Here is an 18,994-nt window from a genome sequence, read left to right as displayed (position 1 = left end):
AGGATGGAAATGACCAGAAAATTAAAAAAAGGCGGATATGCAGCAATTCTTTCAATCATTGTGATTGCAGCCGTTATTTTGCTGAACATGATTGTCAGCCGCCTTCCTGAAAAAGTACGGCAGTGGGACATGAGTAACAGCCAGATCTACAGCCTGGGACAGACAACCAAAGATCTGCTGAAAGGTCTGGATAAAGATATTACAATTTATGTAGTAGGGGACCCGGCAGCCGTTGATAAGCGGATCACCAGTTTTGTAAAACGTTATAAGGATTTATCCTCCCATATCCAGGTAGAGAACATAGATTCTGTTCTTCATCCGGATCAGGTTAATCAGCTAAAGGCACAGGATGATACGTTGCTTGTAAGCTGTAAGGCTACGAATAAGACAGAATCCATTCCATTTACAAAAATCATACAGGACGATGGAGCTGCTTATTATGGATATGGGCAGTCCAAAGAGACCCAGTTTGACGGGGAGGGGCAGTTGACCAGTGCCATTTCTCATGTTATGAATGCGGTGGAGAAAAAGATCTATGTCAGTGAGGGACATGGGGAAGCTCCTCTTGGAGCCACGGTTACGGATCAGCTTACCAAGTCTAACCTTGCTGTAACTACTTTAAATCTTCTGACAAGCGGGAGTATCCCAGAGGATTGTGAACTCCTTCTCATGAATGCACCGGAATCAGACCTTGCCAACGACGAGAAGAAGATGGTTTCCGATTTCCTGGATAAGGGAGGCAATCTTATGGTATTTGCCGGTTATTCAGAAAAGGAACGTCCTAATTTAAGGGATCTGTTCAATGAATATGGGTTAAATCTTGAAAATGGTCTTGTTGCCGATACCAAGAATTTTTACCAGAACAATCCCTATTATATATTTCCTGCCTTTCCCTCTGGAAGTGATGTGACTGATAATATTGACCGGAAACTGGCAGCTCTTGTACTGCAGTCTGCTCCCATTACCCAGCTACAGAATCTTCCGGCTGGGGTGAAGGTTACCCCGTTTATGGAAACCAGTGACGGCGGTATGATGGTTACGGCTGATAAACAGACAAAAGGCACCTATCTTTTGGGTGCTGTTGCGGAAAAGACACTGGATTCCGGCACCTCCCGGCTTACTTTATTCAGTACACCTACGTTAATTGATGAGAATTTAAATACCAGTTTTACAAATCTGAGTAATCTGAGTATTTTCATGAATGCGGTGACTGCAAACTATGACGATGTAGCCAATGTGTCCATTCCGGCAAAAAGTCTTGATGTTCCTTATAATACGGTTACACGAGGCGGTTGGTGGGGAATCTTATTCGTCTTTGTCATTCCGGCAGCAACTCTTTTAACCGGGCTGGTGATCTGGCTGAAACGCAGACGGCTGTAAAAGGAGGTATGACATGAAGAAAAAAGGTCTTATCTATGGCATCATTGCCCTTGTGATTCTCTGTATTATATACGGCGGCGTCACGCTCTATCTGGAACATTCCCAGAAAAAGGAGGAGCAGAAAAAAGAGGCAGAAAAAACCTATGTGACCAATCTGGCTGATGTGGCTGCCATATCCTATGATAAAGACGGGCAGGAACTCTCTTTTACAAAGAAAGACGGAGTATGGAACTACGATGGGGACCCATTGTTTCCGGTAAAGCAGACAAAACTGGATTCTTTTGTTTCTACAGCATCAAAGCTGGAAGCTTTACGCAATCTGGAGGGTGGAGACGGACTTCGTGCCTATGGACTTGATAAACCGGTGAGAAAGATTCATGTAACCGGGAAAGATGGGAATGAAACGGTAATTTATCTGGGTAATACGACAGAGGATGGCAATTATTATGCCATGATAGAAGGAGAAAATACCCCGTACTTAATCAGTTCAGCTCTTTATAATGCTACAGATGGGGAGCTTCATGATTTTATGGAACTGGAGGAGTTTCCGGCAATAGCGGGAAAAGATATTAAGACCATTACCATCACTCAAAATGGGAATACCCGTCATTTTATAAAGAAAACCATTGATGAGAAAAAGGGAACGGTTGAATGGTATAAAGATTCCGCTGATTCTCCGGATAACAAACAAAAAGACAATTCAGCATTAAATGTTCTTGCGGATTCATTAAGCAGTTTAAAAGTAAAGGACTGTGTAAATTATAAAGTCACAGAACAGGAATTAACACAATACGGATTGGATCAGCCCGCTGCACAAATTACTTATACCTATGAAAAGAATGGAAAAGAAGAAACGTTTCAGTTGTCTGTAGGGGCTTTAAATAATGAAGCAGGAAGTTATTATACCCGCACAAAAGACTCTAAAAAAATTAATGAGATTGAGAAAGAGTCCATTGAAAAGTGTTTGAATGTAGATAAAAAAGCTTAGAGTTTTAAAACTGCAATGGGAACGTTTCCAGAGAAATACTTAAAAAAATCAGATAAACAGATAGGATTACTATGATTGTTGTGTTATAATAAGTCCTCAGTAATCAATACAGGAGGACTTATGAATGAAAAAAACAATATGGACCGTTATGATTTCTATTCTGCTGGCAGCTTCCGTTGCCGGATGCGCAAATAATAAAGCAGTTCAGCCGGAGTCCGGCTCAGATGACGGGAATAAACAGACAACAGTTGTAGTTGCCACAAGCGGGGTCAGCAATCCTTTCAGCTATCAAAAAGACGGCAGCCTCACAGGATATGATGTGGAAGTGGTGAAGAAGGTCTTTGAAGGACTTCCGGAGTACAAACTGGAATTTAATGTTGTGGAATTTGAAGGTATTTTAAACGGAATCGACAGCGGACGTTTCCAGCTTGGAATTAACAATTTCAGCGCCAATCCCGGACGTCAGGAGAAGTATACGTTTTCCGTGCCGGTTATTGAAAATGCCAATGTATTTGTAGTCCGCAAAGAGGATGAGACTTTAAAATCTCTTGAGGATTTAAAAGGATACAAAGCCGTAACCGAAGTGGGAAACTCAGGAGCAACCATTCTTGAAAATTATAACGAAGCAAATCCGGATGCAAAGGCAGATATTGTTTATACGGATGAGAATTTTATTAAACAGTTTGAAGGCATTGAATCAGGACGATATGATGTGCGGATTATCTCCCGCATCTCTGCAGAGAAAGCCATTCGGGACCAGGGGTTTGACAATTTAAAAGTAGTACCGTTTTCCAGCCAGAACAGTGATCCGGGTTCCTATATTCTGTTTGCCAAAACAGGAGAAGAGGAATTAGTAGAAAAGGTCAACAAAAGGATTAAGGAAATGTACGAAGATGGATCTCTTTTAAAGATCAGCGAGGAACAGCTTGGCGGAAACTACCTTCCCAAAAAGGAATTAATAGAGAATAAATAAGAGGTGCGGTATGAAATTTTTAATTACAGGTGATTCCCTGTTTTCCAGCAGTAACTTAAATAAGACCATTGATCCGGAGGTATTATCCCGTCTGCAGAAGGCTGATGAGGTATTTACAAACGCAGAATTTGTTACGCCGGAGGAGAATACCTCTCCTGCGGCTGGAAGAGGATACCAGACCAGTGTAAGGCCAAAGGCATTAAAGGAATTTGGTCAGTTAAATATAAGAAATGTAGGATTTGCAAACAATCATACGGGAGATTATGGTGTGGAGGGAATGCTTGACACCATTCAGGCAGCGAAGAACTATGGACTCACTCCTCTCGGGGTGGGTCAAAGCCTGTCAGAAGCCAGAAAACCAGTGTTTTTAGATACACCTGACGGCAGAATTGCCATTATTACAGTGGGTGTTACAAGAAGTGAAGTTTTTGCAGCAGCCAATCCAGGGAATGGAGTTCCAGGACGTCCAGGTGTGAATCCTCTCCGCTGGTCCAGATCCTATGTGGTGGATGAAACGGATTTTGAGACCATCAAGGCCATCAGCAGACGGATCGGTGTTCATGCAAGCATGATGGAAGGAAAACGGATTGAGACATTTCATGACAAGTCTGAGGATATCTACGATTTCGGTTCCCTGTTTGAGGGGTATCTGACCTTTGAAAAGGGAGAGAAACCGGGGATCAGGACCACTGCCAATGAAAAGGACAGACAGGAGATTATAAAGACTGTCCGGGATGCAAGAGAGCGCAGTGATTTTGTATTTGTGAATCTTCACACCCATGAAGGCGAGAATGAAAACTGGTATTCAGATTATCCGGCGCAGTTTGTGGAAGCGTTCGCTCATGAAGCCATTGATGCGGGAGCCAACTGTGTCTTTGGTCATGGCGCTCATTTTACCAGGGGAGTGGAGCTTTACCACGGACAGCCAGTTTTCTATAATATGGGAAGTCTTTTTATGGAATTTGAAGCAGGGGAGTCTATTATTTCTCCAGAAATGTTCGCTTCTTATGGATACGAAGAGAATGAATCTCCTTCCACCCTTCATAAAAACAGGACCAAGGACCGGGAAGGGAACTGGCAGGGATTTTACAGTGACAGAAAGTTTTCTGAAAATTTCATGGTGGAGTTTGAGCTGGACCGGGAGAGCGGACAGTTTGATTATGAACTGATTCCCATTGATTTACAGCTCACTCATTCCTTTGTAACAAAAAGAGGTCTGCCGGTACTTGCTTCCAAGGAAGCGGCGGACTCATTAATAGAGCGGATTAACCGCATCAGCAGGGAACGGTATCATACAGAACTTGTATGGAATCAGAACCGTCTTACCTTAAAATCCTTAAAGTAAGGCTATTCCTCCTGTCCTTTCATGCCGGACGGCAAAGAAGGGGCAGGAGGTTTTTTTCTCTTTTATAACCCTGCATTATAGGATCAATTCCATTCTCATATATTTGTTTCCAGTAAAAATCTTTTATTTTAGTTGAAAAATCCCGATAAATGTTCTATTATGAGAAGAAATATATTCGCGTGGTACAGCGGCACAGAGGGAGAGGACGAGATGAATTACAATATTGCAGTGATTCCTGGTGATGGAATCGGACCTGAGATCATTCGGGAAGCCAGGAAGGTCCTTGATAAGACTGGAAGTGTATACGGACATCAATTCCTGTATACAGAGGTCCTGATGGGAGGGATTTCCATTGATACTCATGGAGTTCCTTTGACAGACGAAGCGCTGGAAACAGCGAAACAAAGTGATTCCGTTCTCCTTGGCGCAGTTGGCGGAGATGTGGGAAATTCAAAATGGTACGATGTGGCACCGAATCTGAGACCTGAAGCGGGGCTGCTATCCATCCGCAAGGGTCTTAATTTATTCGCCAACATACGTCCCGCTTATCTATATAAAGAACTGTCGGCGGCATGTCCGTTAAAGGCTGAGATCATTGGAGACGGGTTTGACATGGTGATCATGAGAGAACTGACCGGCGGTCTGTATTTTGGAGAACGCTCCACAAAAGAAGTGGACGGTGTGATGACGGCTGTGGATACTCTTACTTATAATGAGAATGAGATTCGCAGAATTGCCGTAAAAGCATTTGACATTGCCATGAAGCGCAGAAAAGAAGTGATCAGCGTGGATAAGGCAAATGTGCTGGATTCCTCCAGACTGTGGAGAAGTGTGGTGGAAGAAGTGGCAAAGGATTATCCGGAAGTCAAACTGAGCCATATGCTGGTGGACAATTGTGCCATGCAGCTTGTGATGAATCCGGGACAATTCGATGTAATTCTCACAGAGAACATGTTTGGAGACATTTTATCTGACGAGGCGAGCATGATTACAGGGTCAATCGGAATGCTGTCCTCAGCCAGTATGAATGAGAGCAAATTCGGAATGTATGAACCAAGTCATGGCTCTGCTCCTGATATAGCAGGAAAAGATATTGCAAATCCCATAGCCACCATTCTATCAGCGGCTATGATGCTCCGCTATTCCTTTGATCTTGATCAGGAAGCGCAGGCAATCGAACATGCGGTGGAAAATGTCTTAAAAGATGGATACCGGACCGCAGATATTTTATCAGAAGGCTGTAAGAGAGTATCCACAACACAAATGGGAGATTTAATTGCAGCACAGATAAAAGAATAAACGCCAATTATTGCCGGAAGGGGGAGAAAACCTGTGGTTTTTGACCGCTCCCGGATTTCCATATAATCAGAAAGTTAATCATAAAAAAAGGAGTGTGCATCAGATGAAGAGTGATTCAGTTAGAAAAGGAATGCAGCAGGCACCTCATCGTTCCCTGTTTCATGCGCTGGGGATGACAGAGGAAGAGATGGAGAAGCCTTTAATTGGAATCGTCAGTTCCTATAATGAAATTGTACCGGGACATATGAACCTGGATAAGATCACAAGTGCGGTCAAGATGGGTGTTGCCATGGCAGGCGGCAATCCGGTTATGGTACCAGCCATTGCAGTCTGTGATGGAATTGCCATGGGTCATATCGGTATGAAATATTCACTGGTTACAAGAGATTTAGTTGCGGATTCAACCGAATGTCTGGCAAGAGCCCACGCCTTTGACGCTCTGGTTATGATTCCAAACTGTGATAAGAATGTTCCTGGACTTTTAATGGCAGCAGCCCGTATTAATGTACCCACAGTGTTCGTCAGTGGCGGACCAATGTTAGCAGGACGGGTGCATGGACATAAGACCAGCCTTTCCAGCATGTTTGAAGCAGTTGGTGCCTATACGGCAGGCAATATGTCAGAAGAAGATGTAAAGGAATTTGAGCAGAACGCCTGTCCTACCTGCGGCTCCTGTTCCGGTATGTATACGGCTAACAGTATGAACTGTCTGACCGAAGTGCTGGGCATGGGATTAAAAGGAAACGGAACCATTCCGGCGGTTTATTCCGAGCGGTTAAGGCTGGCAAAGCATGCAGGAATGGCAGTTATGGAGATGCTTGAGAAAAATATCCGTCCCCGTGATATCATGACAGACAAAGCATTCCGCAATGCGCTGACCATGGATATGGCATTGGGATGCAGCACAAACAGTATGCTTCACCTTCCCGCAATTGCACATGAAGCCGGAATTGATTTAAATCTGGAACTTGCCAATGAGATCAGTGCGAAAACTCCCAACCTCTGCCATCTGGCTCCGGCTGGTCCTACTTATATAGAAGATCTTCACGAAGCAGGCGGAATTTATGCTGTTATGAATGAAATCAGCAAACTGGGACTGCTGGATTTAGATTGTATCACTGTGACCGGTAAAACCGTAGGAGAGAACATCAAAGGTTGTGTAAATAAAAACCCGGAAGTGATCCGTACGGTAGAGAATCCCTACAGCAGCACTGGCGGTATCGCTATATTAAAAGGCAATCTGGCACCGGATACTGCAGTAGTTAAGCGTTCTGCCGTAGCACCGGAGATGTTAAAGCATGAAGGTCCTGCAAGGGTCTTTGACTGTGAAGAGGATGCCATTGCAGCGATCAAAGGCGGAAGCATTGTAGCAGGAGATGTGGTTGTAATCCGCTATGAAGGCCCTAAGGGAGGACCCGGTATGAGAGAGATGTTAAATCCCACCTCTGCGATAGCAGGAATGGGGCTTGGTTCCTCCGTAGCCCTGATTACAGACGGACGTTTCAGCGGTGCGTCAAGAGGTGCTTCCATTGGTCATGCCTGTCCCGAAGCAGCGGTGGGAGGTCCCATTGCACTGGTGGAGGAAGGAGATATTATCTCCATTGATATTGACAACCACCGGTTGGATGTAAAGGTATCTGATGAAGAGATGGCAGCCAGAAAAGAGAAATGGAAGCCAAGAAAGCCTCAGGTAACTACCGGATATCTTGCAAGGTATGCAGCTATGGCAGCTCCCGCCAGCCGTGGAGCAATCTTAGAAATCTAATAAAAAAAAGGAGTGGCCTATGAAGACATTAACAGGAGCAGAGATTGTAATCGAATGCTTAAAGGAACAGCAGGTGGATACGGTTTTTGGATATCCGGGTGGGTCGATCCTGAATATATATGATGCCCTTTATAAACATCAGGATGAGATCAATCACATTCTGACCGCTCATGAGCAGGGGGCATCTCACGCAGCGGACGGATATGCCAGAGCAACCGGAAAAGTAGGAGTCTGTATGGCAACCTCAGGACCCGGAGCCACCAACCTTGTAACTGGAATTGCGACTGCCTATATGGATTCTGTTCCCATGGTGGCAATCACCTGTAATGTAGCCCTTGGGCTTTTGGGAAGAGACAGTTTTCAGGAAATAGACATTACAGGGGTTACCATGCCCATTACAAAATACAACTTCATTGTAAAAGACATCACAAAGCTGGCGGATACCATCCGCAGAGCTTTTGTGATTGCACAGACAGGAAGACCGGGTCCTGTACTGGTTGATATTACCAAAGACGTAACCGCAGCAGCCTGTGAATATGAATACCAGGAACCACAACCCATTGTGCGTCAGGAAGATACCATTACGGAAGAAGACCTGGAGGTTGCACTTCAATTAATCCGTAAAGCCCATAAACCCTATATATTTGTAGGCGGCGGTGCGGTGATTGCAGGAGCGGCAGAGGAGCTTTATTCCTTTGCCCATAAGATTCAGGCTCCTGTTGCAGACAGCCTTATGGGAAAGGGTGCTTATGACGGCACCGATGAACTTTATACCGGTATGGTTGGGATGCATGGAACGAAAACCTCCAATCTGGGAATTACAGAATGTGATTTATTAATTGTTGTTGGAGCCAGATTCAGTGACCGGGTAATTGGAAAAGCTTCTAAATTTGCCCGCAATGCCAAGATTCTCCAGTTTGATGTAGATCCTGCGGAGATCAATAAAAATGTTAAGACCCATGCCAGTGTGATCGGAGATGTAAAGTCCATCTTAAGGAAGTTAAATACCCGTCTGGATCCAATCAATCACGAAGAGTGGCTTGCTCATATTGACCGGTTAAAAGACATGTATCCCATGCGGTATCAGAAGGGGATTCTCACAGGACCCTGGATTATTGAGCAGATTTATGATATAACCAAAGGGGAGGCGGTTATTTGTACGGAAGTAGGACAGCACCAGATGTGGGCGGCACAGTTCTATCAGTATAAATATCCGAGAAGTTTTATCACCTCCGGAGGACTTGGTACCATGGGTTACGGTCTTGGAGCTTCCATCGGAGCAAAGATGGGCGTAAAGGATCAGGTGGTTATCAATGTGGCGGGAGATGGCTGTTTCCGCATGAATTTCAATGAGATTGCCACAGCAACCCGTTATAATATCCCCATCATTCAGATTATTTTAAATAACCATGTGCTTGGAATGGTAAGGCAGTGGCAGACACTGTTTTACGGAAAGCGTTATTCCCATACAGAGTTGAATGATCAGGTGGATTTTGTTAAGATAGCAGAAGGAATGGGCGCAAAGGCTTACCGGGTGAACAGTCAGGAAGAGTTTGAACCGGTATTAAAAGAAGCCATTGCCTTAAATGTTCCTGTTGTTATAGATTGTCAGATTCACTGCGATGAAAAGGTGTTCCCTATGGTTTCTCCTGGAGCGCCCATCGAAGAGGTATTTGACGCAGAAGATTTAAAGATTTAGCAGACAGCTAACATTATGAGGAGGAAGAGATATGAGCAGAGTGTTTAATTTTTCCGCAGGACCTGCAGTTCTGCCGGAAGAAGTCTTAAGAGAAGCCGCAGAGGAGATGTTGGATTATAAGGGCTGTGGAATGTCCGTTATGGAGATGAGCCACCGTTCGAAGATGTTTGAAACCATCATCAACGAAGCAGAAGCAGATCTTAGGGAATTAATGGGAATCCCGGATAATTACAAAGTATTGTTTTTACAGGGAGGTGCATCCCAGCAGTTTGCCATGGTCCCGATGAACTTATTTAAAAACCGCGTAGGCGATTATATCATCACCGGACAATGGGCAAAAAAGGCTTACCAGGAAGCTTCGCTTTATGGAAAAGCCAATGCGGTTGCATCGAGTGCGGATAAGACGTTCAGTTATATCCCCGATGTTTCCGATCTGCCAATCTCGGAAGATGCAGATTATGTTTATATCTGTGAGAACAATACAATTTATGGAACAAAATATAAGACTCTTCCTGATACAAAGGGAAAAACACTGGTTGCTGACCTCTCCTCCTGTTTCTTATCGGAACCTGTTGACGTTTCAAAATATGGCCTGATTTTTGCAGGAGCCCAGAAGAATGTAGGGCCTGCAGGAGTTGTGATTGCCATTATCAGAGAAGATTTAATAACTGATGAAGTACTTCCAGGTACTCCTACCATGCTTAAATATAAAACTCATGCTGATGCAGTGTCCCTTTATAACACACCTCCGGCTTACGGAATCTACATCTGCGGTAAAGTGTTTAAATGGTTAAAGAAATTAGGCGGTTTAAGTGCCATGAAAGAGATCAATGAAAAGAAAGCGGCCATTCTTTATGATTTCCTGGACCAGAGCCAGATGTTTGAAGGAACTGTGGAAAAGAAAGACCGCTCCCTGATGAATGTTCCTTTTGTAACAGGAGATGCGGAACTGGATGCGCTTTTTGTTAAAGAATCCAAAGCAGCAGGATTTGAGAACTTAAAAGGACACAGAACCGTAGGCGGAATGCGCGCCAGCATCTATAATGCCATGCCAACGGAAGGCGTGGAGAAATTAGTTGCCTTCATGAAGGACTTTGAAGAGAAACACAGCAAATAAAAGATGGAAAGGAGATCCGATAAGATGAAAAAGATTCATTGCTTAAATGAAATTTCCCCTTGTGGAACCGCATTATTATCAGAAGAATATGCACTTACCGACAACATCAAAGAAGCAGACGGGGTACTGGTCCGCAGTGCTTCCCTCCATGAGATGGAACTTCCGGAAGGGCTATTAGCCATTGCAAGAGCAGGAGCCGGAGTGAATAACATTCCTCTCGATGGCTGTGCAGCCGAAGGTGTGGTTGTATTTAATACACCAGGAGCCAATGCCAACGGAGTAAAGGAACTGGTTATAGCAGGGCTTTTACTGGCCTCCCGTGATATTACTGGAGGAATTGAATGGTGTAAGGCGAACAAAGATGATGAGAACATTGCAAAGGCTGCAGAGAAAGCAAAAAAAGCATTTGCTGGACAGGAAATCAAGGGCAAAAAACTTGGTGTCATTGGTCTTGGTGCCATTGGTGCGGAAGTTGCCAATGCCTGTTCTTCTCTTGGAATGGAAGTGTATGGATACGACCCATTTATCTCTGTAAGTGCCGCCTGGGGATTGTCCAGAAGCGTAAAGCACATTACTTCTCTGGATAGTATTTACAAAGAATGCGATTACATTACCGTTCACGTTCCTCTGATGGATTCTACAAAAGGAATGATTAATAAAGCCGCTTTTGACATGATGAAAGATGGTGCTGTCATATTAAACTTTGCAAGAGATATTCTTGTGAATGAAGAGGATATGGCAGAAGCGTTAAAGTCCGGAAAAGTAAAACGTTACATAACGGATTTCCCAAATCCTACATCCGTTCATCTGGAAGGAGCCATTGTAATTCCTCATCTTGGTGCTTCTACAGAAGAATCTGAGGACAACTGTGCAAAGATGGCAGTGGAGGAGATTACGGATTATATTGATAATGGTAATATAAGAAACTCTGTCAACTTCCCTAACTGCGACATGGGTGTATGCAAGGCAGCCAGCCGCATTGCTGTTCTTCATTTAAACATACCAAACATGATTGGACAGATTACAGGAACACTGGCAGCAGGAAATGTAAACATCTCTGATATGACCAATAAGAGCCGTGAAAAATATGCTTATACTCTTCTTGATCTGGAAAATGCTCCTGATGCCATGAGCATCCAGAAGCTTAATGCCATCAAAGGAGTTCTTCGGGTCAGAGTGATTAAATAAGGAGGGCAATATGGCTATCGTAAAACCGTTTCAATGTGTGAGACCGGCGGAGTCTTGTGCTCATCTTGTGGCAGCTCTCCCCTATGATGTATATAACCGCAAAGAAGCCTGTGAGGTGACAGCGCTTAATCCAAAGTCATTTTTAAATATTGACAGACCGGAGACACAGTTTTCCAGTGATGTGGATACCTATGATGACCGGGTGTATGAAAAAGCGGCTCAGATGTTACAGGACTGGATTAAGGAAGGAACCTTTGTTTCAGATTCCAATGAGGCTTACTACATTTATGAATTAATCATGGATGGACGGGGACAGACTGGAATCGTGGCATGTTCTTCTATTGATGATTATGCAGAGGGAATTATTAAAAAACATGAAAATACCAGGGAAGAGAAGGAGCAGGACCGAATCCGCCATGTGGACCGGACCGATGCCCAGACCGGACCAATCTTTTTAGCTTACCGCTCAAAGCAGATCATCAACGAGATTGTTACAGATGTAACAAAGAAAAAGGCTTTGTATGATTTTACGGCAGATGACGGGATCAGCCACAAAGTCTGGAAAGTGGAAGATTCTGAGACGGTCAACAGACTGGAAGAAGCTTTTTCTTCTGTTCCTGCAACGTATATTGCAGATGGACATCACAGGGTTGCATCTGCGGTAAAGGTAGGATTTAAGAGAAGAGAAGAGAATCCAGATTACACAGGAAAAGAGCCATTTAACTTTTTCCTTTCCGTTTTATTTCCTGATGATCAGTTGATGATTATGCCTTATAACCGTGTGGTAAAGGATTTAAACGGCCTTTCCAAAGAAGAGTTTCTTAACAAAGCAGAAGAAGTTTTTCTGGTGAAAGAGGTGGGAGCAGAACCATACTCTCCGGAAAGAAAAGGGACATTTGGAATGTACCTCAATGATACCTGGTATTCTCTGACCCTTAAGGAATCATTTACTTCAAACGATCCGGTCAAAGGTCTTGATGTCTCCATTCTCCAGGATCATTTACTTGATCCGGTTTTGGGAGTGAAAGACCCCAGAACAGATAACCGGATTGATTTTATCGGTGGAATCCGTGGATTGAAAGAATTGGAAAAACGGTGTAAAGAAGATATGGAAGTGGCATTTTCCATGTATCCAACTTCCATCGAAGAGCTGTTTTTGGTTGCAGATGCAGGTCTTCTGATGCCGCCCAAATCTACCTGGTTTGAGCCGAAGCTTCGAAGCGGACTGTTTATTCATCCATTGTCAGCAATATAATAAGAAGGGACCGGGCAACGATTGCTCTGGTCCCTTCTTTCTATTCTTTTTCTTCTTTTACAGGTTCCGGAGGAACAAAATTCTCTGGAATGGCTGGATCTTTCATATCATAAACCCGGTTGTATTCTTTTGTTTCCTGGTTTTTTAATGTCTCAGAACGGTTCATAGAGAGGAATTTGGTCAGTTCATAGCAGCTAACCCAGATTTCATTATTTCCCTCCTTCTGGGATTCGTCAAATATGAGCTGAAGTCCAAAGTGAAGGTGAGATTCATTGATGTTATTGGTATTTTCTGTCCGGCTGTAACCGGTACGGCCCAGATATCCAATGACATCTCCCGCTGTAACAATGCTGCCCTGTTTTAAAGATTTATGATAAGGGTAATTTTTTCTCAAATGTGCGTAATAATAATAGCGTTTCCCATCAAAACTCCGGATGCCGAGACGCCATCCCCCGTACTGGTTCCAGCCAATGGCTTCCACATATCCGCTTTCTACTGCAATAACAGGTGTTCCCACCTGGCCCATCATATCATGACCGAGATGCTGGCGTTTGTAGCCGTAAGACCTGGCAACTCCAAAATCGTCAAAATCATTGTAAGGATACCCTTTTGCAACAGGGGAAAACCCTTTTAACCCGTATTTCTGTACCCAGACCCGCTCCGGGTCCGGCGAGCCGTCAGGAAGCAGGGCAGGAGTTGCATAAAGAGGGGCATTGGAAGAAGGAATCTGAATTTCATAAGTTCCTACCAGTCCGTCCAGTACAGCACCGTAAGCTTCTCTATAATAAGGATAATACTTCATTTTTTCCGTAAGCTGTTCCATGGTCTTGCCTGATAAGAGCTGTTCTGCAAGTCCATCTAAGTCTTTGGTGGAATACCTGGAGAAATCACCGCCGTACTTTGCACCAAGATAAGCAAGTAAATCCACCCAGTTTAAATGGATGTCAGACTGACAGGTGTTAACATCGTAGCGGAATGCTTCCTGCATTGCTTTTGATGTGACTTGGAAGTCCACCCACTTAATGAATTTTTTTGCTTCTGAGGAACTGGCGTTTCCGTCCTGATTCATAACCGGAAAGGATAGGGTGCCCCCTGGAGATATGAAAAAGAGTGAGACCAGAAGGAAAGTCAAAATAATTACTTCTATGTAAATAATCATATGATGCCTGGATACGTTTGGACGGTTAAAGCCTTTTTTGAATAGATTCATCAGTGTTCTCCTTGTCATTCCATAAGACATACAAGTGAAAAGGGAAAGCAGCTCTTTAAGGCTTTCCCATATATGATATGCGAAAAGCAGGAATATTATGATGAAAACCCTGTTTTTCAGTCATATTGGAATTTTACTGTGATCGTGTTATAATAAAAGAATAAGCATAGCGGGGAAATAGGAATCGTGCCCGCAGGAAAGTGAGGTTTGGGAATGAATAATTTTGAGTATTGTGTGCCTACCAGAGTGTTATTCGGACGGGATACCCACAAACAGGTTGGAACGGTTATAAAGGAATACGGATTTCAGAAGATACTCATTCATTTTGGCGGCGGCAGTGTGAAAAAAACAGGACTTTTGGATGAGGTTACCCAGTCTTTAAAAGAGAATGGAATTGAATATGTACTTTTAGGCGGCGTAAGACCGAACCCAACTCTCTCCCTGGCAAAGGAAGGGATGGAGCTTTGCAGAAAAGAGAAAGTGGAATTTATTCTGGCAATTGGCGGGGGAAGTGTTTTGGATTCAGCCAAATGTATTGCAGATGGAACTGCTAATCCAGATATTGATCCATGGAAGTTCTTTTTAAAGGAAGCGGTTCCCAAACAGGCGCTTCCCCATGGCAATATTCTGACTCTGGCTGCATCAGGAAGTGAGACAAGCCTTTCCTGTGTTATCACCAATGAAGACGGAGGTTATAAGCGTGGATTTAACAGCCCCACTCATCGTCCTCTTTTTGCTATTCTGAATCCGGAACTGACCTTTACGGTCAGCAAGTTCCAGACCGGATGCGGAACTGTGGATATTATGATGCACACGCTGGAACGGTATCTGGGCGGACCTACAAAGAATACACCTTTGACAGACCGCATTGCAGAAGGGCTTTTGACCTCTGTCATGGAAGCGGGTGCCGTTGCCGACCAGGAGCCGGATAATTATGATGCAAGAGCAACGCTGATGTGGGCGGGAAGTCTGTCTCATAACGACTTAACAGGGCTTGGAAGGGAATACATGATGCAGGTTCATCAGTTGGAACATGAACTGTCAGGACTATATCCGGAGATTGCCCATGGAGCTGGATTATCCGCTTTGTTTTGTTCCTGGGCGAGATATGTGTGTGAAACGGACCCTATGAGATTTGCACAGCTTGCGGTTCGTGTTATGAACGTGGAGATGAATTTTGAAGACCCATTAAAGACTGCCTGTCAAGGAATCGACAGACTGGAGGAATTCTTTAGAAGCCTTTCCATGCCGGTTCGTTTGCAGGAACTTGAGGCAGGGGTGAAGGAAGAAGATTTTGAAAAGATGGCAGAAAAATGTTCATTCCATGGGACAAGAACACTGTCTGGAATCAAAACACTTGGAAAATCAGAGATGGTGGATGTGTACCGTCTGGCATTTTAGGAGAAAAGTTGGTGACTTCGGGGGGCTTAGCCCCCCTGTTTTTATATAAAAGTCTTTTGCGCAGACCATATGAAATCAATGATAGCATCCCATTTTACAGATATTTGTAACCACTGGTTTTGCCCTGTCTTTCTCTTTGCAAAAGGGTTTGAAGATGGACACCATTGTGATCGCGTTCTGAGGAGGACGGGTCATAAAGGTGGAATTGCAGATGAAACGGAAATTTGTTCCCCTGGCTTCCTGAGTCGCCACGAGATAGGGTTTATAAGTGGTACCTCTTAGGTCTCTGGTGGCTTCATGAAAGATGGCGAGATCTCTGCAATCCACATCCCGGTAAGGGGTAAAGTTGCCTGGGCAGCTCATAAAAGAAACTCCTTTGCCTGTTCTATTGTTATATCATATGCAAAGCAGGGGACGAGAGGCACAGATTACGGGTATGTTTATGGGGTAAGAGTCAGTATTTCTCCATCATCCGGAACAAAAAGATTCCCGTGATAACTGGAGGTTCCTTCTGTTAAGTACCGTTTTTTTCGATTCGTCATATCGGAATCTTCTGTATGCCATAGAATCAGGTTCTCCACCTGTTTTTCTTCTCCCAGCTTACAGGCATCCAGTACCGTGCTATGGTGTTTTTCATAAGGCTTAAACTGCTCTCTGTCCTCATACAGGCAGAATGCTTCGTGAAGAAGCCAGCCGCACTTTTCTACATACTGGGAATAAACTGGATTATATGGTTCATCTCCGCAGAAGGTCAGACGTTTCCCATCATCCAGATAGGTGGTAAAACCATATTGTTCTGCTTTGGTGGAGTGAATATCAAAGAAGGTCACTTCATGTCCAAGTATGTTTTTTGTCTCTCCGTCAGAGATTCCATGAAGATGAATGCGTTCACCGATCAATTTGTAGAACTTGCCTTGAAGCGTCAGACGGCAGAGGGTGTCGATGACAGAAACCAGATTATTGTGGCAATAGATATGAAAGTCACCATCGTATTTGCCGGACTTGATTCTGGCACCAATAAAACGGACCAGCCACACGACACCTAAAATGTGGTCTGTATGTTCGTGGCTGACGAAGAGATGATGGATGTGGGATAAGTCAACATCCATACGATTTAAGATGCCAAGGATTCCGTTGCCGCCTCCGGCATCGGTCATGAAGAATTCCTGATCTTTCTTGATAGCAAAACAGGTGTTATAGCATGTGGTTACAGCAGCGTTGCCTGTTCCGAAGATATATAATTGTTCCATCATTCGCTCCTTCTTTTGCGGGGGTTTTCTGTTTTACTAAAATATGTTACTATAATATTAATACAAATGCAACAGTGCATCAGGAGAGGAAAAGGTGATATGAGAGATTTAGCATATCTGAAACTGATGGCAAGGGAGTATCCGACCATAAAAGCGGCCTCCAGTGAGATCATCAATTTGACAGCCATTCAGGGACTGCCAAAAGGAACGGAGTATTTTTTCAGCGATTTACACGGAGAACATGAAGCATTTATTCATCTGTTAAAAAGTGCTTCTGGGATTATACGGGAGAAGATTACAGAGACATTCAGCCACATTATGCCGGAAAGGGAAGAGGTGGAACTGGCTAATTTAATCTACTATCCGGAAAAGGTGTTAAACCAGCTTCAGTGCGCCGACAAAGCCGATGATGAATGGCAGAGAGTGACCATTTACCGGCTTGTGCAGATCTGCAAGATGGTATCGTCCAAATACACCCGGTCAAAAGTAAGAAAGAAGATGCCATTAGAGTTTGCCTATGTCATTGATGAGCTTCTTCATGTGGATTACAATGATGATAATAAACGTGTATATTACAGTGAGATCATCCGATCCATCATTGACATCCAGACGGGAGATAAGTTCATCGTTGCCTTATGTGAGCTGATCCAGAATTTAACCATCGACTGCCTTCATATCATCGGGGATATTTTTGACCGGGGACCGAGAGCGGATATGATTATGAATGAATTGCTCCAGTTCCATGATGTGGATATTCAATGGGGAAACCATGATATTTCATGGATGGGAGCTGCAACCGGGAATCTGGGCTGTATCTGCAACGTACTGCGTATAGCAATCAGCTATAACAGCTTTGATGTGCTGGAAGACGGTTATGGAATCAACCTAAGACCTTTGTCCATGTTTGCAGCCAGAGTCTACAGAGAGGACCCCTGTGAACGTTTTATTCCCCAGATACTTGACGAGAATATCTATGATGCAGTTGACCCGGGACTTGCGGCGAAGATGCACAAGGCGATTGCCATCATTCAGTTTAAGGTGGAAGGGCAGATTATCAAGCGCCACCCGGAATATGAAATGAATGACCGGATTCTTTTAGAGGCTGTGGATTTTGAAAGGGGTACGGTTGTGGTAGAAGGAAAAGAATACCCCATGACGGATACCTTTTTCCCTACTATTGATCCCAAAGACCCTTTGAAACTAAACGAGGAGGAGGAAGAGCTGCTCCGTGCCCTTCAATTGTCTTTCCTTCATAATGAACTTCTTCATAAGCATGTACGTTTTCTCTATTCACACGGAAGTATGTATAAATGTTATAATTCCAACCTTCTCTATCATGGCTGCATTCCCATGAAGGAAGATGGAAGTTTTGAAGAACTTGAGATTGACGAGAAATCTTACTGCGGCAGGGCTCTGATGGATTATCTGGATCAGAAAGTCCAGAACGCTTATTTTATGCCCGATCATTCCAAAGAGCGTGCAGATGCCAGAGATTTTATGTGGTATCTGTGGTGCGGAGCAAAATCACCGGTTTATGGCAAAGCAAAGATGACAACCTTTGAACATTATTTTATTGATGACTGTCAGACCTATAAGGAACCCATGAATCCTTATTACCGCCTGAGTGTTAAGGAAGAGTACTGCAATAAAATATTGGAGGAATTCGGACTTTCAAAGGAGGGTTCCCATATTATTAATGGTCACGTTCCTGTTAAGATTAAAGAAGGGGAGTCTCCGGTGAAGGCAGGAGGGAAACTGTTCTTAATTGATGGAGGACTGTCAAAGGCTTATCAGTCTAAGACCGGAATTGCCGGTTATACCCTTATTTATAATTCCAATCATCTGGCTTTGGCGGAGCATAAGCCCTTTAATCCCAACAAAGAAAGTACGCCCAAAGTTTCTGTTGTGGAGAATGTGAAAAAGCGTGTAATGGTGGCGGATACGGATAAGGGAGCGGAACTGGCAGAAAGAATTTCCGATTTAAAAGAGCTGGTAGCCGCTTACCGGGAAGGAATTTTAAAAGAAAATATTGAATAGTCAGTCATAAGTGTAAATTTTAATAATTTTTTCAGAGAAGGTTTATTTACGAAGCTGTCGCCGGATGGTACAATAGTGGAAGTTAGT

The 18,994-nt window shown here is 43.8% G+C and carries 15 protein-coding genes; 12 read left to right on the top strand and 3 right to left on the bottom strand.

The annotated features are described in order from the left end of the window. The first annotated feature begins 9 nt into the window (after positions 1 to 9). The 10 genes from FAY33_RS05690 (at position 10) to FAY33_RS05645 (ending at position 13,009) form a co-directional block, all read left to right on the top strand. A complete protein-coding gene (locus tag FAY33_RS05690) occupies positions 10 to 1,380 on the top strand; it encodes a GldG family protein (RefSeq protein WP_143319796.1) in 1,371 nt (456 codons plus the stop codon). 13 nt (positions 1,381 to 1,393) lie between these two features. Next, a complete protein-coding gene (locus tag FAY33_RS05685; protein WP_143319795.1) occupies positions 1,394 to 2,368 on the top strand; it encodes a DUF4340 domain-containing protein in 975 nt (324 codons plus the stop codon). A gap of 124 nt (positions 2,369 to 2,492) precedes the next feature. Beyond that, on the top strand, positions 2,493 to 3,341 hold the full coding sequence (locus FAY33_RS05680; protein WP_143319794.1) for a transporter substrate-binding domain-containing protein: 849 nt from the start codon (positions 2,493 to 2,495) through the stop codon (positions 3,339 to 3,341). 10 nt (positions 3,342 to 3,351) lie between these two features. Next, positions 3,352 to 4,686 (top strand): CapA family protein, encoded by a 1,335-nt coding sequence (locus FAY33_RS05675; protein WP_143319793.1) that lies wholly within the window; start codon positions 3,352 to 3,354, stop codon positions 4,684 to 4,686. A 210-nt stretch (positions 4,687 to 4,896) separates the two neighbouring features. Then, positions 4,897 to 5,985 carry a 3-isopropylmalate dehydrogenase gene (gene leuB / locus FAY33_RS05670; RefSeq protein WP_143319792.1) on the top strand — a complete coding sequence of 363 codons (1,089 nt, stop codon included), beginning with the start codon at positions 4,897 to 4,899 and terminating at the stop codon, positions 5,983 to 5,985. A 103-nt stretch (positions 5,986 to 6,088) separates the two neighbouring features. Continuing rightward, on the top strand, positions 6,089 to 7,750 hold the full coding sequence (gene ilvD / locus FAY33_RS05665) for a dihydroxy-acid dehydratase (RefSeq protein WP_143319791.1): 1,662 nt from the start codon (positions 6,089 to 6,091) through the stop codon (positions 7,748 to 7,750). 19 nt (positions 7,751 to 7,769) lie between these two features. Beyond that, positions 7,770 to 9,449 (top strand): biosynthetic-type acetolactate synthase large subunit, encoded by a 1,680-nt coding sequence (gene ilvB / locus FAY33_RS05660; protein WP_143319790.1) that lies wholly within the window; start codon positions 7,770 to 7,772, stop codon positions 9,447 to 9,449. Between the two features lie 31 nt (positions 9,450 to 9,480). After that, positions 9,481 to 10,566: a 3-phosphoserine/phosphohydroxythreonine transaminase gene (serC, locus tag FAY33_RS05655; RefSeq protein WP_143319789.1), complete on the top strand. Its 1,086-nt coding sequence runs from the start codon at positions 9,481 to 9,483 to the stop codon at positions 10,564 to 10,566. Positions 10,567 to 10,590: 24 nt separating this feature from the next. Beyond that, positions 10,591 to 11,754: a phosphoglycerate dehydrogenase gene (locus FAY33_RS05650; protein ID WP_143319788.1), complete on the top strand. Its 1,164-nt coding sequence runs from the start codon at positions 10,591 to 10,593 to the stop codon at positions 11,752 to 11,754. Between the two features lie 10 nt (positions 11,755 to 11,764). After that, positions 11,765 to 13,009, top strand: coding sequence for a DUF1015 family protein (locus tag FAY33_RS05645; protein ID WP_143319787.1), 1,245 nt, complete (start codon positions 11,765 to 11,767; stop codon positions 13,007 to 13,009). Between the two features lie 40 nt (positions 13,010 to 13,049). Here the strand turns inward: FAY33_RS05645 and FAY33_RS05640 are convergent, their stop codons facing one another. Continuing rightward, a complete protein-coding gene (locus FAY33_RS05640; RefSeq protein ID WP_143319786.1) occupies positions 13,050 to 14,219 on the bottom strand; it encodes a M23 family metallopeptidase in 1,170 nt (389 codons plus the stop codon). Positions 14,220 to 14,432: 213 nt separating this feature from the next. Between FAY33_RS05640 and FAY33_RS05635 the strand changes: the two genes are divergently transcribed. Then, entirely contained in the window at positions 14,433 to 15,620 is a 1,188-nt protein-coding gene (locus FAY33_RS05635; protein WP_143319785.1) for an iron-containing alcohol dehydrogenase, read from the top strand. 75 nt (positions 15,621 to 15,695) lie between these two features. Here the strand turns inward: FAY33_RS05635 and FAY33_RS05630 are convergent, their stop codons facing one another. Beyond that, entirely contained in the window at positions 15,696 to 15,983 is a 288-nt protein-coding gene (locus FAY33_RS05630) for a hypothetical protein (protein ID WP_143319784.1), read from the bottom strand. A 77-nt stretch (positions 15,984 to 16,060) separates the two neighbouring features. Beyond that, positions 16,061 to 16,870 carry an MBL fold metallo-hydrolase gene (locus FAY33_RS05625; protein ID WP_143320044.1) on the bottom strand — a complete coding sequence of 270 codons (810 nt, stop codon included), beginning with the start codon at positions 16,868 to 16,870 and terminating at the stop codon, positions 16,061 to 16,063. 99 nt (positions 16,871 to 16,969) lie between these two features. Between FAY33_RS05625 and FAY33_RS05620 the strand changes: the two genes are divergently transcribed. Continuing rightward, complete coding sequence (locus FAY33_RS05620) at positions 16,970 to 18,907, top strand: fructose-1,6-bisphosphatase (protein WP_143319783.1); 1,938 nt, start codon at positions 16,970 to 16,972, stop codon at positions 18,905 to 18,907. The last annotated feature ends 87 nt before the right edge of the window (positions 18,908 to 18,994 follow it).

This window comes from Clostridium sp. HBUAS56010 (genome assembly GCF_007115105.1).
In the GTDB taxonomy this organism is placed as follows: Bacteria; Bacillota; Clostridia; order Lachnospirales; family Lachnospiraceae; genus Lacrimispora.
This window is presented reverse-complemented; position numbering and strand designations above follow the sequence as displayed.

Excerpts from the sequence above, each read along its gene's own strand:
- FAY33_RS05680 (WP_143319794.1), top strand. The coding sequence starts at position 2,493 with ATGAAAAAAACAATATGGACCGTTATGATTTCTATTCTGCTGGCAGCT.
- FAY33_RS05635 (WP_143319785.1), top strand. The coding sequence starts at position 14,433 with ATGAATAATTTTGAGTATTGTGTGCCTACCAGAGTGTTATTCGGACGG.
- FAY33_RS05625 (WP_143320044.1), bottom strand. The coding sequence starts at position 16,870 with ATGGAACAATTATATATCTTCGGAACAGGCAACGCTGCTGTAACCACA.
- ilvB (WP_143319790.1), top strand. The coding sequence starts at position 7,770 with ATGAAGACATTAACAGGAGCAGAGATTGTAATCGAATGCTTAAAGGAA.
- FAY33_RS05650 (WP_143319788.1), top strand. The coding sequence starts at position 10,591 with ATGAAAAAGATTCATTGCTTAAATGAAATTTCCCCTTGTGGAACCGCA.
- FAY33_RS05645 (WP_143319787.1), top strand. The coding sequence starts at position 11,765 with ATGGCTATCGTAAAACCGTTTCAATGTGTGAGACCGGCGGAGTCTTGT.
- FAY33_RS05640 (WP_143319786.1), bottom strand. The coding sequence starts at position 14,219 with ATGAATCTATTCAAAAAAGGCTTTAACCGTCCAAACGTATCCAGGCAT.
- FAY33_RS05685 (WP_143319795.1), top strand. The coding sequence starts at position 1,394 with ATGAAGAAAAAAGGTCTTATCTATGGCATCATTGCCCTTGTGATTCTC.
- serC (WP_143319789.1), top strand. The coding sequence starts at position 9,481 with ATGAGCAGAGTGTTTAATTTTTCCGCAGGACCTGCAGTTCTGCCGGAA.
- ilvD (WP_143319791.1), top strand. The coding sequence starts at position 6,089 with ATGAAGAGTGATTCAGTTAGAAAAGGAATGCAGCAGGCACCTCATCGT.
- FAY33_RS05675 (WP_143319793.1), top strand. The coding sequence starts at position 3,352 with ATGAAATTTTTAATTACAGGTGATTCCCTGTTTTCCAGCAGTAACTTA.
- FAY33_RS05630 (WP_143319784.1), bottom strand. The coding sequence starts at position 15,983 with ATGAGCTGCCCAGGCAACTTTACCCCTTACCGGGATGTGGATTGCAGA.
- FAY33_RS05690 (WP_143319796.1), top strand. The coding sequence starts at position 10 with ATGACCAGAAAATTAAAAAAAGGCGGATATGCAGCAATTCTTTCAATC.
- leuB (WP_143319792.1), top strand. The coding sequence starts at position 4,897 with ATGAATTACAATATTGCAGTGATTCCTGGTGATGGAATCGGACCTGAG.
- FAY33_RS05620 (WP_143319783.1), top strand. The coding sequence starts at position 16,970 with ATGAGAGATTTAGCATATCTGAAACTGATGGCAAGGGAGTATCCGACC.